Annotated in this window: 13 protein-coding genes and 1 tRNA gene; 13 read left to right on the top strand and 1 reads right to left on the bottom strand. The window is 71.2% G+C overall.

Annotation, left to right across the window (positions count from 1 at the left end):
- Window positions 1-358 precede the first annotated feature (358 nt).
- The 12 genes from KBY19_RS25535 to KBY19_RS25480 all read left to right on the top strand — a co-directional run bounded on the left by KBY19_RS25535 (window position 359) and on the right by KBY19_RS25480 (window position 12,040).
- On the top strand, window positions 359-730 hold the full coding sequence (locus KBY19_RS25535) for an NADH-quinone oxidoreductase subunit A (protein ID WP_099883431.1): 372 nt from the start codon (window positions 359-361) through the stop codon (window positions 728-730).
- Window positions 721-1,410, top strand: a complete 690-nt coding sequence (locus KBY19_RS25530) for an NADH-quinone oxidoreductase subunit B (RefSeq protein WP_099883432.1) — start codon at window positions 721-723, stop codon at window positions 1,408-1,410. Before KBY19_RS25535 ends, KBY19_RS25530 begins: the two co-directional genes overlap by 10 nt.
- The gene (locus KBY19_RS25525) at window positions 1,407-2,570 is read left to right on the top strand and encodes an NADH-quinone oxidoreductase subunit C (RefSeq protein WP_099883433.1); all 1,164 of its coding nucleotides are present in this window, start codon (window positions 1,407-1,409) and stop codon (window positions 2,568-2,570) included. Before KBY19_RS25530 ends, KBY19_RS25525 begins: the two co-directional genes overlap by 4 nt.
- Complete coding sequence (locus tag KBY19_RS25520) at window positions 2,567-3,526, top strand: complex I subunit 1 family protein (RefSeq protein WP_099883434.1); 960 nt, start codon at window positions 2,567-2,569, stop codon at window positions 3,524-3,526. The genes KBY19_RS25525 and KBY19_RS25520 overlap by 4 nt, the downstream gene beginning before the upstream one ends.
- Before the next feature lie 107 nt (window positions 3,527-3,633).
- A complete protein-coding gene (locus KBY19_RS25515) occupies window positions 3,634-4,215 on the top strand; it encodes a 4Fe-4S binding protein (RefSeq protein WP_099886711.1) in 582 nt (193 codons plus the stop codon).
- Window positions 4,216-4,322: 107 nt separating this feature from the next.
- On the top strand, window positions 4,323-4,895 hold the full coding sequence (locus tag KBY19_RS25510) for an NADH-quinone oxidoreductase subunit J (RefSeq protein ID WP_307842627.1): 573 nt from the start codon (window positions 4,323-4,325) through the stop codon (window positions 4,893-4,895).
- Window positions 4,895-5,335, top strand: a complete 441-nt coding sequence (nuoK, locus tag KBY19_RS25505; protein ID WP_099883435.1) for an NADH-quinone oxidoreductase subunit NuoK — start codon at window positions 4,895-4,897, stop codon at window positions 5,333-5,335. The genes KBY19_RS25510 and nuoK overlap by 1 nt, the downstream gene beginning before the upstream one ends.
- Entirely contained in the window at window positions 5,332-7,410 is a 2,079-nt protein-coding gene (locus tag KBY19_RS25500; RefSeq protein ID WP_210966790.1) for an NADH-quinone oxidoreductase subunit L, read from the top strand. The genes nuoK and KBY19_RS25500 overlap by 4 nt, the downstream gene beginning before the upstream one ends.
- 1 nt (window position 7,411) lies before the next feature.
- Entirely contained in the window at window positions 7,412-8,998 is a 1,587-nt protein-coding gene (locus KBY19_RS25495) for a NuoM family protein (RefSeq protein WP_210966789.1), read from the top strand.
- Window positions 8,995-10,620: an NADH-quinone oxidoreductase subunit N gene (locus KBY19_RS25490; protein ID WP_210966788.1), complete on the top strand. Its 1,626-nt coding sequence runs from the start codon at window positions 8,995-8,997 to the stop codon at window positions 10,618-10,620. Before KBY19_RS25495 ends, KBY19_RS25490 begins: the two co-directional genes overlap by 4 nt.
- A gap of 152 nt (window positions 10,621-10,772) precedes the next feature.
- On the top strand, window positions 10,773-11,639 hold the full coding sequence (gene htpX, locus KBY19_RS25485; RefSeq protein WP_099883439.1) for a zinc metalloprotease HtpX: 867 nt from the start codon (window positions 10,773-10,775) through the stop codon (window positions 11,637-11,639).
- Window positions 11,636-12,040: a YccF domain-containing protein gene (locus KBY19_RS25480; protein WP_099883440.1), complete on the top strand. Its 405-nt coding sequence runs from the start codon at window positions 11,636-11,638 to the stop codon at window positions 12,038-12,040. Before htpX ends, KBY19_RS25480 begins: the two co-directional genes overlap by 4 nt.
- Window positions 12,041-12,179: 139 nt before the next feature.
- Here the strand turns inward: KBY19_RS25480 and KBY19_RS25475 are convergent, their stop codons facing one another.
- Window positions 12,180-12,668: a YajQ family cyclic di-GMP-binding protein gene (locus KBY19_RS25475; protein WP_099883441.1), complete on the bottom strand. Its 489-nt coding sequence runs from the start codon at window positions 12,666-12,668 to the stop codon at window positions 12,180-12,182.
- A gap of 261 nt (window positions 12,669-12,929) precedes the next feature.
- Between KBY19_RS25475 and KBY19_RS25470 the strand changes: the two genes are divergently transcribed.
- Window positions 12,930-13,011 (top strand) — tRNA-Tyr (locus KBY19_RS25470).
- Window positions 13,012-13,055: the final 44 nt, after the last annotated feature.

The following is a 13,055-nucleotide window of genomic DNA, read 5'->3' as shown; positions in this document are numbered from 1 at the left end:
CAGCAGGAGCAAGGGAAGACGCTTCGCCTGTCATGGATCCAGCATCGCCTGCGGAGGCGCTGTCGGTAATCGCGCCAGCTGGAGTCTTGATACGGGGGTTGTCCCTACCCCTGCGGCTCCCAAGATCTCCTGACCGGGGCCCGGGGCCCGGGGCCCGAGGCCCACGAGGCGGCCGTGCGGAAGTCACGGGGCCGACGCGGAAGTCACGGGGCCGACCCTGGGGAAAGTCACGAGGCTTCCGCCGCCGTGCTCGCGGAGCCCGCGAGTGTGACGCGGCTGTCCTCAGCGGGTCCCCCAGGGCCTACACTCCGTGCGTACAGATCGTCGAACGTACACACCGACACAGGACGGGGCAGGCGTGCCGGACTACTTCCACGGCTATGCAGTCGTCGGGCTGGTAGCCGTCGTCGGTGTGCTCTTCGTCTGCGTGGCCTTCGCCGCAGGCCGTCTGCTGCGGCCAGTGGTCCCCACCCCCGAGAAGATGCTGACGTACGAGTGCGGGGTCGACCCCGTCGGCGAGGGCTGGGCTCACACGCAGATCCGCTATTACGTCTACGCGTTCCTGTACGTCATCTTCGCCGTCGACGCGGTCTTCCTCTTCCCCTGGGCGACGGTCTTCGCCGCGCCCGGCTACGGCGGGACCACACTCGCGGAGATGTTCGTCTTCCTCGGCTTCCTGGCCGTCGGCCTGCTGTACGCGTACAAGAAGGGCGTCCTGGAATGGACGTAACGAACACCCCGACTCCCGCAGCGACACCGCGAGCCGAGGGACGCCCCCAGCTCGGCCTGCTCTCCCGGCTGGCGCCCGAACCGATGAAGGTGGTCCTCAACTGGGGCCGCCGCTACAGCCTCTGGGTCTTCAACTTCGGCCTGGCCTGCTGCGCCATCGAGTTCATCGCCGCGTCCATGGCACGGCACGACTTCATCCGGCTCGGCGTCATCCCCTTCGCGCCCGGCCCGAGGCAGGCCGATCTGATGGTGGTCTCCGGCACGGTCACCGACAAGATGGCCCCCGCCGTCAAACGCCTGTACGAGCAGATGCCGGAGCCCAAGTACGTCATCTCCTTCGGGGCCTGCTCCAACTGCGGCGGCCCCTACTGGGACTCGTACGCGGTCACCAAGGGCGTCGACCAGATCATTCCCGTCGACGTCTATGTGCCCGGCTGCCCGCCCCGCCCCGAGGCGCTGCTCCAAGGTGTGCTGAAGCTCCAGGAGAAGATCGCCGCCGAGTCCACCGCGGACCGCTACGCGCGAAGCGGAGCCGACGGCGCTCCCTCGGCCGCGGCCCTCACCAGCGGTCTGGTCGGCCCGCCGGAGACCCCGCAGTCCCCGCCGCCGTCCCCAACACCGACGACACCGCCGGCGACGGACAAGGGCCCGGACGGTGACACCGAGGAGGACGGACGGTGACCGAGCCGCCCCAGCACCCGGGCCGGCTGCCCCGCCCGGCCGACGAACTGTTCGGTGAGGGCGCGACAGCCGAGGACGCCTTCGGGCTGCTCACCGTCGATGTGGCCGCCGACTCCTGGATTCCCGCGCTGACCGCGGCCCGCGACGAGCTGGGCTGCACCTACTTCGACTGGCTCAGCGCCGTCGACGAGCCGGGCACCGGCATCCGGATCTGCGCACATCTGGTGGCGCTGCCCAGCGCGGACACCGGAGTGCGCCGCCTCGTGCTGCGTACGACCGTCCCGCACGAGGCTCCCGCCCTGCCCACCGCCACCGGCGTCTACGCGGGCGCGGCCTGGCACGAGCGGGAGACGCACGAGATGTTCGGCGTCGACTTCCCGGGCCATCCGCACCTGCTCCCGCTGCTGCTGCCCGACAGCTTCGAGGGGCATCCGCTGCGCAAGGACTTCGTGCTCGCGGCCCGCGTGGCCAAGGCGTGGCCCGGTGCGAAGGAGCCCGGCGAGTCCGGGCACGGCGGCCCCAAGCGCCGCCAGATGCTCCCGCCGGGCGTCCCCGACCCCAACGAATGGGGACCCCTCAAGGGCCAGCTGCCCCCCGCGCCCACCCGTGAACGCTCCCGCCGCGCCTCCGGTGACACTCCGCGCCGCACGCGCAGCGCCAGTGCCGGCTCCGCCTCCCAGCAGGAGACGGAGGCGGCCGAGCCCACCCCGCGCAGGCCCCGCCGCGCCCGCAGCGCCAGTGCCGGGTCGGCCTCCCAGCGCGCTGCGGCGGAGCAGCCCACCCCGCAGGAGCAGCCCACCGCGCAGGAGCGCCCCACCTCGCAGGAGCCGGCCGAGCCGCAGGAGCAGCCCACCCCGGAGGAGTCGGCCGTACCGCCGAAGGAGGCCCCGGCCGACGAGAAGCGCGCCACTTCGGGCGAGCGCCCGGGGAGCGAGACTCCGAGGACGCCGCGTTCCTCCGACGCTCCCTGGCACCACGCCCCTCCCGCCGATGAAGGCGCGGACGGCTCCGGCGACCGGCCGGCTGACGACGCCCCCAAGGACGGCCCGAGCGCTGACGGGAGCGACCGCCCGAGCGAGGAACCGAGCGAGGAACCGAGCGAGGAACCGAGCGGCGGTCCGGGGGAGAACCGGCACGGGGAACAGGGGGACGGAGCCTGATGGACGCCCTCGATGTCACCGTCCGGATCCTCGCCGTACTGCTCGCCTTCCTTCTGCTGCCCTTGCTGGTCGGGCAGACCGAGCACAAGGTCATGGCCCATATGCAGGGGCGCGTCGGCCCGATGTACGCGGGCGGCTTCCACGGCTGGGCCCAGCTGGTTGCCGACGGAGTGAAGTTCGCGCAGAAGGAGGACGTCGTCCCCGACGGCGCCGACCGGCGCGTCTTCCAGCTTGCGCCCGCACTCGCGCTGATCCCGTATCTGCTCGTCCTGGTGGCGATCCCCGTCGCACCGGGCGGCGGTGTCGCGCAGGCGCTGGACGCCGGGATCTTCTTCGTACTGGCCGTGATGGGCGTCGGCATCCTCGGCTCGCTGATGGGCGGCTGGGCCTCGGCCAACAAGTTCTCCCTCCTCGGTGGGCTGCGCACGGCGGCCCAGCTGCTGGCGTACGAGCTGCCGATGCTGCTCGCCGCCGCCTCCGTCGCCATGGCCGCCGGCACCCTCTCCCTGCCCGGCATCCTCGGGGTGTGGGAGTGGTGGTGGCTGCCGTGGCAGCTGGTGGGGGCGGTTGTCTTCTTCGTCGCCGGCCTCGCCGAGCTGCAGCGTCCCCCCTTCGACGCGCCGATTGCGGACTCGGAGATCATCTTCGGCGCCTACACCGAGTACACCGGGTTGCGCTTCGCACTGTTCCTGCTCGCCGAGTACGCGGGCATCGTCGTGCTCTCCGCGCTCACCGCCGTGCTCTTCCTCGGTGGCTGGCACGGTCCCTTCGCCGACGGTCTGGGATGGCTGTGGATGCTGCTCAAGACCGGTGTCCTCGCCTTCGGTGTGATCTGGCTGCGGGTCAGTTATCCCCGGCTGCGCGAGGACCAGATCCAGCGGCTGGCCTGGACGGCGCTCGTCCCGCTCGCCCTCTTCCAGATCGCCCTCACCGGCGTCGTCAAGGTGGTGATGTAGCCGTGTCCCACGCCCACTCCGAGGGCACGCCCGCCGAGCGGTCCGGCGCCAAGCGCGGAGTGTTCGGCTCCGGCCTGGCCAAGGGCCTGGCCGTCACCCTCCGCACGATGACCCGGCGGTCGGTCACCGAGCACTACCCGGACGCGCAGCCCGAACTGCCGCCCCGTAGCCGGGGGGTCATCGGCCTGTTCGAGGAGAACTGCACCGTCTGCATGCTGTGCGCCCGTGAGTGCCCGGACTGGTGCATCTACATCGACTCCCACAAGGAGACGGTGCCTCCGGCCGCGCCGGGCGGCCGGGAGCGCAGCCGCAACGTCCTCGACCGGTTCGCCATCGACTTCGCCCTGTGCATGTACTGCGGTATCTGCATCGAGGTGTGTCCTTTCGACGCGCTGTTCTGGTCGCCGGAGTTCGAGTACGCGGAAACCGATATCCATGAGCTGACCCACGAGCGGGACAAGCTCCGCGAGTGGATGTGGACCGTGCCCGAACCGCCGCCGCTGGACGACGCCGCCGAGGAGGCCAAGGAACTGGCCGCCGCCCGCAAGAGCGCCGACAAGGCCGCTCAGACCGCCGAGGCCGACAGGCTCGCCGCCCACCGCGAGCAGCCCGCCCAGGAGACCGCGGAGGAGCCGGGCGGGAAGCCGACGCAAGGCTCCGGCCAGGACGCACAAGGCGGTGCCGAGTGAGCGCCCTCCTCGTCCAGCCGCTCGTCGGCGGCCACACCGGGGCGGCCCCGGCCCACACCGGCCTCGCCGCCGGTCACCCCGGCTTCCTCTCACCCTCCGGGGTCGAGATCGTCTTCGTCCTCGTCGGGCTCGTCACCCTCGGAGCCGCACTGGTCACCGTGACCACCAGACAGCTCGTGCACGCCGCACTGTGGCTGGTGGTCGCGCTCGGCGGGATCGCCGTCGAGTACCTGCTGCTGACCGCCGAGTTCATCGCCTGGGTACAGGTCCTGATCTACGTCGGCTCCGTCGTCGTCCTCATCCTCTTCGGCCTCATGCTCACCAGGGCCCCCATCGGGCGCTCGCCGGACGCCGACTCCGGCAACCGCTGGCTCGCGCTCGTCGTCTCCCTCGCGGCGGCGGCCACCCTCGTCACCGTCGTCGTCGACGCCTTCCGCGCCACCTGGATCGACCTGGAGGAGCGCACCGGACCGGGCCAGGGCTCCTCCGAGGTGACCGGCACAGCACTCTTCCGGCACTGGGTGCTGCCCTTCGAGGCGCTGTCCGTCCTCCTCCTCGCCGCACTCGTCGGCGCGATCGTCCTCTCCAAGCGGAACAGCGACGCCGGCTCCGGCCCCGGCTCCCGGCCGGACAGCGCCGATTCCGTCCCCGCCAGGCGGAACAAGGCCGGTGAGAGCTGATGCACCTCGCCTATCCCGCCGTGCTCGCGGTCCTCCTCTTCTGCGTCGGCCTCTACGGCGTCCTCGCGCGCAGGAACGCCATCCTCGTCCTGATGGCCGTCGAGCTGATGCTCAACGCCGTCAACCTCAACCTCGTCGCCTTCGACGTCTGGCTCCGCGACACCCTGCACGCGGGCCAGGCGCTCACCCTGTTCACCATCGCGATCGCCGCGGCCGAGATCGGCATCGGTCTGGCGATCGTCCTGCTCGTCTACCGCAACCGCGGCAGCTCCGACATCGACAGACTCAGGGACCTCCGCGAGAGCGGCGGCCCTCCAGGGGGCGACTCCAGCGGCGGTTCACGCGATGAGAAGAGTGTGGCACCCGCCACTGACAACGACGCCGAGAGCGGCTCTGACCAGCGGGTCCAGGGTCCGGCCGCAGGGAGGCGGCACGCGTGAGCACCACGACCCTCGCAGCGCTCGTCCCCGTACTCCCGGCGCTCGGCGCCCTCGCCGGACTGCTCCTCGGCCGCCGTGCCCCGGGGTTCGTACGGCCGCTCGCGGTCCTGCCCACCCTCGCCGCCGCGGCCCTCGCCGTCACCGTCGCGGTCCGCCAGGGCGGCGGCGCCCCGGTGCGGGCGGCCACGGAGCTGGCTCCGACGGGCAACGACGCGCTGCCGATCCAACTGGCGCTCAATCTCGACGGCTTCGCCGTCCTCGTCGCCGTCCTCGTCGGCCTCGTCGCCACCTGTGTGCAGCTCTACTCCATCGGCTATCTGCGCGACGACCCGCGCTACGCCTCGTACGCCGCGCTGGTCTCGCTGTTCACCGCCGCGATGTTCCTCGTGGTCTACAGCGACGATCTGATCGTGCTGCTCGTCGGCTGGGAAGTCATGGGCATCTGCTCGTACTTCCTGGTCGGGCACTACTGGGAGACCCCGGCCGCGCGTGCCGCCTCCCTCAAGGCGTTCCTCGTCACCAAGCTGGGGGACGTGCCGTTCCTCATCGGCATCCTGGCGCTGGCCTCCGAGACGGGCAGCTTCCGCATCAGCACCGTCGTCACCCGCCTCACCTCCAGCCTCTCCGGCTTCGAGCTGACACATCCCACGCTGATCGCGCTGCTGCTGCTCGCCGGGGTCGCGGGCAAGTCGGCGCAGCTGCCGCTGCACTCGTGGCTGCCGGACGCGATGGCGGGCCCGACGCCGGTCTCCGCGCTGATCCACGCCGCCACGATGGTCGCGGCGGGCATCTACTTCGTCGCCCGGCTGCTGCCCGTCTTCACGGCCTCCACCGCGGCGCTGGTCGTCCTCGCGGTGCTGGCCGCGCTCACCATGACCGGCTCGGCGCTCGCCGCGCTCGCCCAGGACGACATCAAGCGTGTACTCGCCTACTCGACCATCAGCCAGCTCGCCTACATGGCCGCCGCACTCGCCGTCGCCGACCGCGGCGCCGCCGTCTTCCACCTGCTCACCCATGGGGCGTTCAAGGCGCTGCTCTTCCTGGCGGCCGGAGTCGTCATCCACGCCGCCGGCACCAACTCCCTGACCCTGATGGCCCGCACGGGCGGTATCGCCAAGCGGGCGCCCGACGCCTACTGGACGATGACGATCGCGCTGCTGGCGCTGGCCGCCGTGCCGCCGTTCTCCGGGTTCTTCTCCAAGGAAGCCGTGCTGGCCGCGGCCGAACACGCCGCCTTCGGCGACGCGCACGCCCCGTTCCAGGGGGCGCACGCTGCCCCCGCGGGCGCGGGCTGGATCGTCCTCGTCGCCGGCCTGGTCACCGCGCTGCTGACCGCTGCCTACGCGGCCCGGCTGTGGCTGCTGGCCTTCCGGGGCGCGCCAGCCGTGGCTCCGCTCGCAGTCAAGGGCGAGAAGGCCGCGGAACACGTGCCCGAACAGGTGGCGCAGCAGGCGCCCGAAACGGACCTTGCCACCCCCGGTCCCGCACACGCTGCCGGCGAGCGCGATACGCACGCCCACCAGCCCGGACACGCCCACCAGCCCGCGCCCGTCGTGATGACCGCCGTCCTGTGGGTGCTGGCGCTGCCGTCCCTCGTCCTGGGGCTCGCTTTTCTCGTACTGCCCGACTGGTTCGACGACGCTTCCCTCAGCCCCACCCTGACGACCTCCGTGCTCGCCACCGGTGTGGCACTGGTGGGCGGCCTCCTCACCTACGCGACCTGGCGGCACAGCAGCGCCCTCGCCGCGCTCCACCCCGAACACGACGCCGACCCGGGAGTGCTGCTGCTCGGACCGCTGCACCGGCACGCGGCAGCCGGCTTCCACCTGGACGCCCTCTACCGCACCGCTGTCGTACGCCCCGTCCAGGGCGCCGCCAGGCTGGTGCGCTTCTTGGACCGGGAGGTCGTCGACGCCTACGTGGCGGGCGCCGGGCGCGGTTCACGGCTGCTCGGTGCGGCTGTCCGGCGCACCCAGACGGGCAACGTGCAGACCTACCTCGGCGCCCTGCTGACGGGCTCGTTGGTGCTCGCCGTCATCGCCGTCGTGGCCGTGACCGGAAACGGAGGGGCGTGACGTGATCCCGCTCGACGAGACCGTCCTGCAGACGCTCCTGCTCGCCGTCGTCGCCCTGCCGCTGCTCGGCGCGGTCGCCGCACTGCTGCCCGCACCGCCCGGACTGCGCGGCCGCGGCCCCGACCAGGCGGTACTGCGGCACGGGGTGACCGTCACCGGTGCCGTGCTCGCCCTCACCGTCGTGCTGACGCTCGGCTTCGACCACGACCGCCCGGGCAGCATGCAGGCCGAGACGAACGTCAGCTGGATCCCCGCGCTGGGCGTACGGCTGCACTTCGGCACCGACGGCATCTCCCTGCCGCTGCTGGTCCTCACCGCACTGCTGACGTTCCTGTGCGCGCTCTACAGCTACGTCAGAATGCCGCAAGGGCCGAGCCCCAAGGCCTTCGTGGCACTGCTGCTCCTGCTGGAGTGCGGCACCCTCGCCACGTTCGCGGTGCTCGATCTGATGCTGTTCTTCCTGGCGTTCGAGATGGTGCTCATCCCGATGTACTTCCTCATCGCCCGGTGGGGCGGCGAGGGCAGGGGCGCGGCGGCCTGGAAGTTCGTCCTGTACACACTGCTCGGCTCCGTCGTGATGCTGCTCGGACTGCTGGTGCTCGGGCTGAACGCCGGCACGTTCGACATGGTGCGGCTCGCCGACGCACACGGCTCGGGTCTCGGTCACACCACCCAGCTGATCGCCGCCCTGGCCATCGGTATCGGGCTGGCCGTCAAGGCGCCCATGTGGCCGCTGCACAGCTGGCTTCCGGACGCGCACACGGCAGCGCCCACCGTGGGCTCCGTCCTGCTGGCCGGCGTGCTGCTGAAAATGGGCACCTATGGTTTCGTCCGGATCCTGCTGCCCGGCGTTCCTGAGGGGGCGCACACCTTCGCGCCGTACCTGGCGGCGTTCGCCGTCGCGGGCATCATCTATGGATCGCTCGCCTGTCTCGCTCTCGCGCGGAAGGGCGCCAAGGGCGACCTCAAACGGCTGATCGCCTACTCCTCGGTCGGGCACATGGGCTTCGTGCTGCTGGGCATCGCCACGCTCACCCACACGGGTGTCAACGGTGCCCTCTACGCGAACCTCGCGCACGGCCTGATCACCGGCCTGCTGTTCTTCCTCGTCGGCGCCCTGAAGGACCGCACGGGCACCAGCGACCTGGACACACTGGCCGGTGCCACCGGAGGCGCGCTCTACGGCAGGGCACCACGGCTGGGCGGCCTGCTCGCCTTCGGCGCCGTGGCCTCCTTGGGGCTGCCGGGACTGGCCGGGTTCTGGGGCGAATTGCTGGCGCTGCTGGGCGCCTACCACCCGGCAGCGGGGCTCAGCAGGCCCGCCTTCATGGTGTTCCTGGTTTTCGGTGCCCTGGGCACCCTGCTGACCGCCGCCTACCTGCTCGTCGTCGTACGCCGTGTCTGTATGGGCGACCCGGCGGAGACCCGCCCGGAACGCCTCGCGACGGTCACGGACGTGCGCGGTTTCGAGTTCGCCGCCTGGACGCCCCTGGTCGTCCTCACCGTCGTCGCCGGACTGTGGCCCGGGGCCCTCCTCGGGCTCATGGACCCGGCCGTGCAGAGCCTCCTGCCAGGAGTGACCCGATGACAGCGCTCACCGCCCCACCACAGGGCGCGCACAGCCTCGTCCAGAGCATCGACTGGGCCGCCGTCGCGCCGCCCGCCATCGCCGCTGTCGCCGCGCTGGTCGTCCTGGTGGCCGAGTTGTTCCTGGCCGAGCGCCACAAGAGCCTGCTCGGCCGGCTGTCCGCCGCCGCGCTCGGCCTCGCGGGGCTGGCGCTCGTCCCGCTCGTCGGTGACGACCGCGCCACCTTCTGTCTCACCTCCGGGACGCGCTCCTGCAGCTACGTCGCCGACACCTTCACCCTCACCGTGCAGCTGCTCGTCCTGGGCGGTGCTTTCGTGACGGCGCTGCTGTCGATGACCGCCGTACGCCGGGAACGGCTGCCGGCGGGGGAGTTCTGGTTCCTGCTGCTCTCCTCGGCGTCCGGGGCGGCCCTGCTGCCCGCCGCACGTGACCTGGCGACCCTTGTCGTGGCCCTGGAGGTCGCCTCCCTCCCGGCGTTCGCACTGGTAGGACTGCGGCGCGGCGAGCGGCTCTCGTCCGAGGCGGCACTGAAGTTCTTCCTGTCGTCCGTCGCCGCCACAGCCGTGATGCTGCTGGGCGTCAGCTTCGTCTATGCCGCCACCGGCAGCATGCACCTGAGCACCGTCGCCGAGGCACTCCCCGGTGTCGACAGCCGGCTGAGCACCCTCGCCGCCACAGGCGTGGCGCTCACCCTGGTCGGCTTCGCCTTCAAGACCGCTGCCGCACCGTTCCACTTCTGGGTGCCGGACACCTATGTGGGCGCACCGGTGCCGGTCGCCGCCTATCTGTCCGTCATCGGCAAGGCGGCGGGCTTCTCGGGACTGATCCTGGTCACCGTGCGGGCCTTCCCCGCGTACGCGGACGCGTGGGGCCCGGCGCTCGCGGTGCTCGCCGCACTGACCATGAGCGTCGGCAACCTGGGCGCGCTGCGCCAGCGGACCGACCGCGCACACGGGGCGGTACGCCTGCTCGCCTGGTCGTCGGTCGGACAGGCGGGCTATCTGCTCGTCCCGATCGCCGCCGCCGGCTACGCGGACGAGCCGGACCACGCGGTCGGTGCGACGCTCGCCTACGCGCTGATGTACGCCGTTGTGAACCTGGGGGCCTTCGCTGTCGTAGCCGCCCTCCAGCCGCACGGATCGGACGGCCGGCTGGACGACTACCGGGGGCTGGTCCGCACGCACCCCCTTGCCGCCGCTGCGCTGGCGTTCTTCCTGCTGTGCCTGGCCGGGCTGCCCCCGGGCATCATCGGCCTGTTCGCCAAGGTCACCGTCTTCCAGGCGGCCGTGGACGCGGGGCTCGGCTGGCTCGCTGTCGTGATGGCGTTCAACGTAGTGATCGCGCTCGTGTACTACCTCACCTGGACGGCGCTGCTCTTCCGCCCCGCCGCACCGCAGCAGGCCGCCGCCGCGCAGCAGGGCGCCCACGCCGCGGCGCAGCAGGTCGCTCCCACAGGTGCGCAGCAGACCGCCTCCGCGAGCGAGCAGCAGACCGTCGCCCCCGCCCTCCCGCGGCTCTCCGCGCCGCTGACCGCGACCATCGCACTGACCGGGGCACTCGCCCTGGCCGCCTCCGGAGCGCCGCAGCTCGTGCTGCGGTTCGCCGGTACGGCACTCTTCTGAGCGATTCGCGCCGGGGAACGCCCGGACAACGCCGAGGGAACTGACAACGCCCACTCCCCGTTGACGCAGAGGGAGGGTCCACTGGACGGGGCTGCTGAGGGCGGAAGGTCTGCCCGGCTCAGGGCTCCGCGGCACCATCTGGAGGGCGTACCGTGCACCGCCGGCACAACGGGCTGAGGACAGCTCTGCTCCTGGGAGGGCTGTCCGCCCTCATCCTCGTCATCGGGAGCTTTTTCGGCACCACGGGCCTGGTCGTCGCGCTGCTGATCGCGCTGGGTACCAACGCCTACGCGTACTGGAACAGCGGCAAGCTCGCGCTGCGCGCCATGCGTGCCCGCCCGGTCAGCGAGTTCGAGGCCCCGCAGTTGTACCGCATGGTCCGCGAGCTGTCCACGGCCGCCCGGCAGCCCATGCCGCGGCTGTACATCTCGCCCACCCAGGCACCCAATGCCTTCGCCACCGGCCGTAACCCGCGCAACGCCGCGGTGTGCTGCACGGACGGCATCCTTCGCATACTGAACGAACGTGAGCTGCGCGGTGTCCTGGGCCACGAGCTGAGCCACGTCTACAACCGGGACATCCTCATCTCCTCCATCGCGGGCGCTCTCGCCTCGGTGGTGCTCTTCCTGGTCAACTTCGCCTGGCTGGTCCCCTTCGGGCGCTCCGACGACGACGAGGGGCCGGGGCTGGTCGGCATGTTGCTGATCATGCTGCTGGGCCCGCTCGCCGCCTCCCTCATCCAGCTGGCCGTCTCCCGCTCCCGGGAGTACGAGGCCGACGCCTCCGGCGCGCAGCTCACCGGCGACCCGCTGGCGCTCGCCTCCGCCCTGCGGAAACTGGAGGCGGGCACGGCACAGCTGCCGTTGCCGCCAGAGCCACGCCTGGAGACGGCGAGCCACATGATGATCGCCAACCCGTTCCGCAGGGGTGAGGGCGGCATGACGAAACTTTTCTCCACCCATCCACCGATGGGTGAGCGTGTCGCCCGGCTGGAGAAGATGGCAGGCTGGCGAGGGTGAAGACCCTCCTCAATCTGCTCTGGCTGATCTTTTCCGGCCTCTGGATGGCACTCGGCTACGTCCTGGCGGGACTCGTCTGCTGTGTGCTCATCATCACGATCCCCTGGGGCCTGGCCTGCTTCCGCATCGCCGCGTACGCCCTGTGGCCGTTCGGCCGGACCGTCGTACAGCGCCCGGACGCGGGCGCCGCGTCCGGCGCCGGGAACATCGTCTGGCTCGTCTTCGCAGGGATCTGGCTCACGCTCGGACACCTCACCATGGGTGTGGCGCTCTGCGTGACCCTCATCGGCATCCCCTTCGGGCTGGCCCACTTCAAGATGGTCCCGGTCTCGCTGATGCCGCTCGGCCGCGAGATCGTGACCACCGGCGCGCCCGGGGCCTACCCGGGCTACCGCTGGTGACCGCTCACCCGTCCGCACCAGTGAGCCCCACCCGTTTCCAGGGGTGAGGCCCACCCTTCCCGCCCGGCCGCGCCCCGCATGGGAGTGCGGACTCGACAGGAGTACGCCCCGACAGGAGTACGCCTCGGCGGGCTCCGGTCTAGCGGAAGTTCACGTACTGCAGGGCGAAGTCGAAGTCCTTGCCCTTCAGCAGGCTGATGACCTCCTGCAGGCTGTCCCGGCTCTTGGAGGTCACCCGCAGTTCGTCGCCCTGCACCTGAGCCTTGACGCCCTTGGGGCCCTCGTCCCGGATGACCTTCGCGACCTTCTTGGCGTTCTCCTGGGAGATGCCCTCCTGGAGCGACGCGGAGATGCGGTACTCCTTGCCGGAGGCCTGTGGCTCCCCGGTGTCCAGCGCCTTCAGCGAGATGCCGCGCTTGATCAGCTTGGACTGGAAGATGTCGAGCACGGCCTTCACCCGCTCCTCCGAGTTCGCCCGCATCTCGATCCGCTCGCCCGACCACGCGATGGAAGCGTCCACACCCTTGAAGTCGTAGCGCTGGGAGATCTCCTTCGCGGCCTGGTTCAGCGCGTTGTCGACCTCCTGCCGCTCGACCTTCGAGACGATGTCGAAACTGGAGTCGGCCATGGTGAGTTGGCTCCTCGTACATAGATCCGGCAGAGAACGGCCCCCGAGGGCCGTGCGCAAAGCCTAGCCACCCGCAACGGCGGTCCGACCCTGGCCGGTGAGGGCGTCGCGCGGAGCACCTCGGGGGACCGTGCGGTGGATCACTGCGGCGGGTCGGACGCGACTGATCAATCGGGTGGCGAACCACCCCCGGCCATCGGGTATGGTTTACACCGTTGCCACGGCGCACCGCCCCGAGCGGAGTGTCGGGCAGCGATCCCAGGCGGTGTGCCCGAGCGGCCAAAGGGAGCAGACTGTAAATCTGCCGGCTCAGCCTTCCTAGGTTCGAATCCTAGCGCCGCCACAGCCGAAAGCGGCCCCCTCGCTTCAGTGCGAGGGGGCCGCTTC

Origin of the sequence: Streptomyces sp. B15, assembly GCF_018070605.1 — a bacterium.
Lineage (GTDB): Bacteria > Actinomycetota > Actinomycetes > Streptomycetales > Streptomycetaceae > Streptomyces > Streptomyces smyrnaeus.
This window is presented reverse-complemented; position numbering and strand designations above follow the sequence as displayed.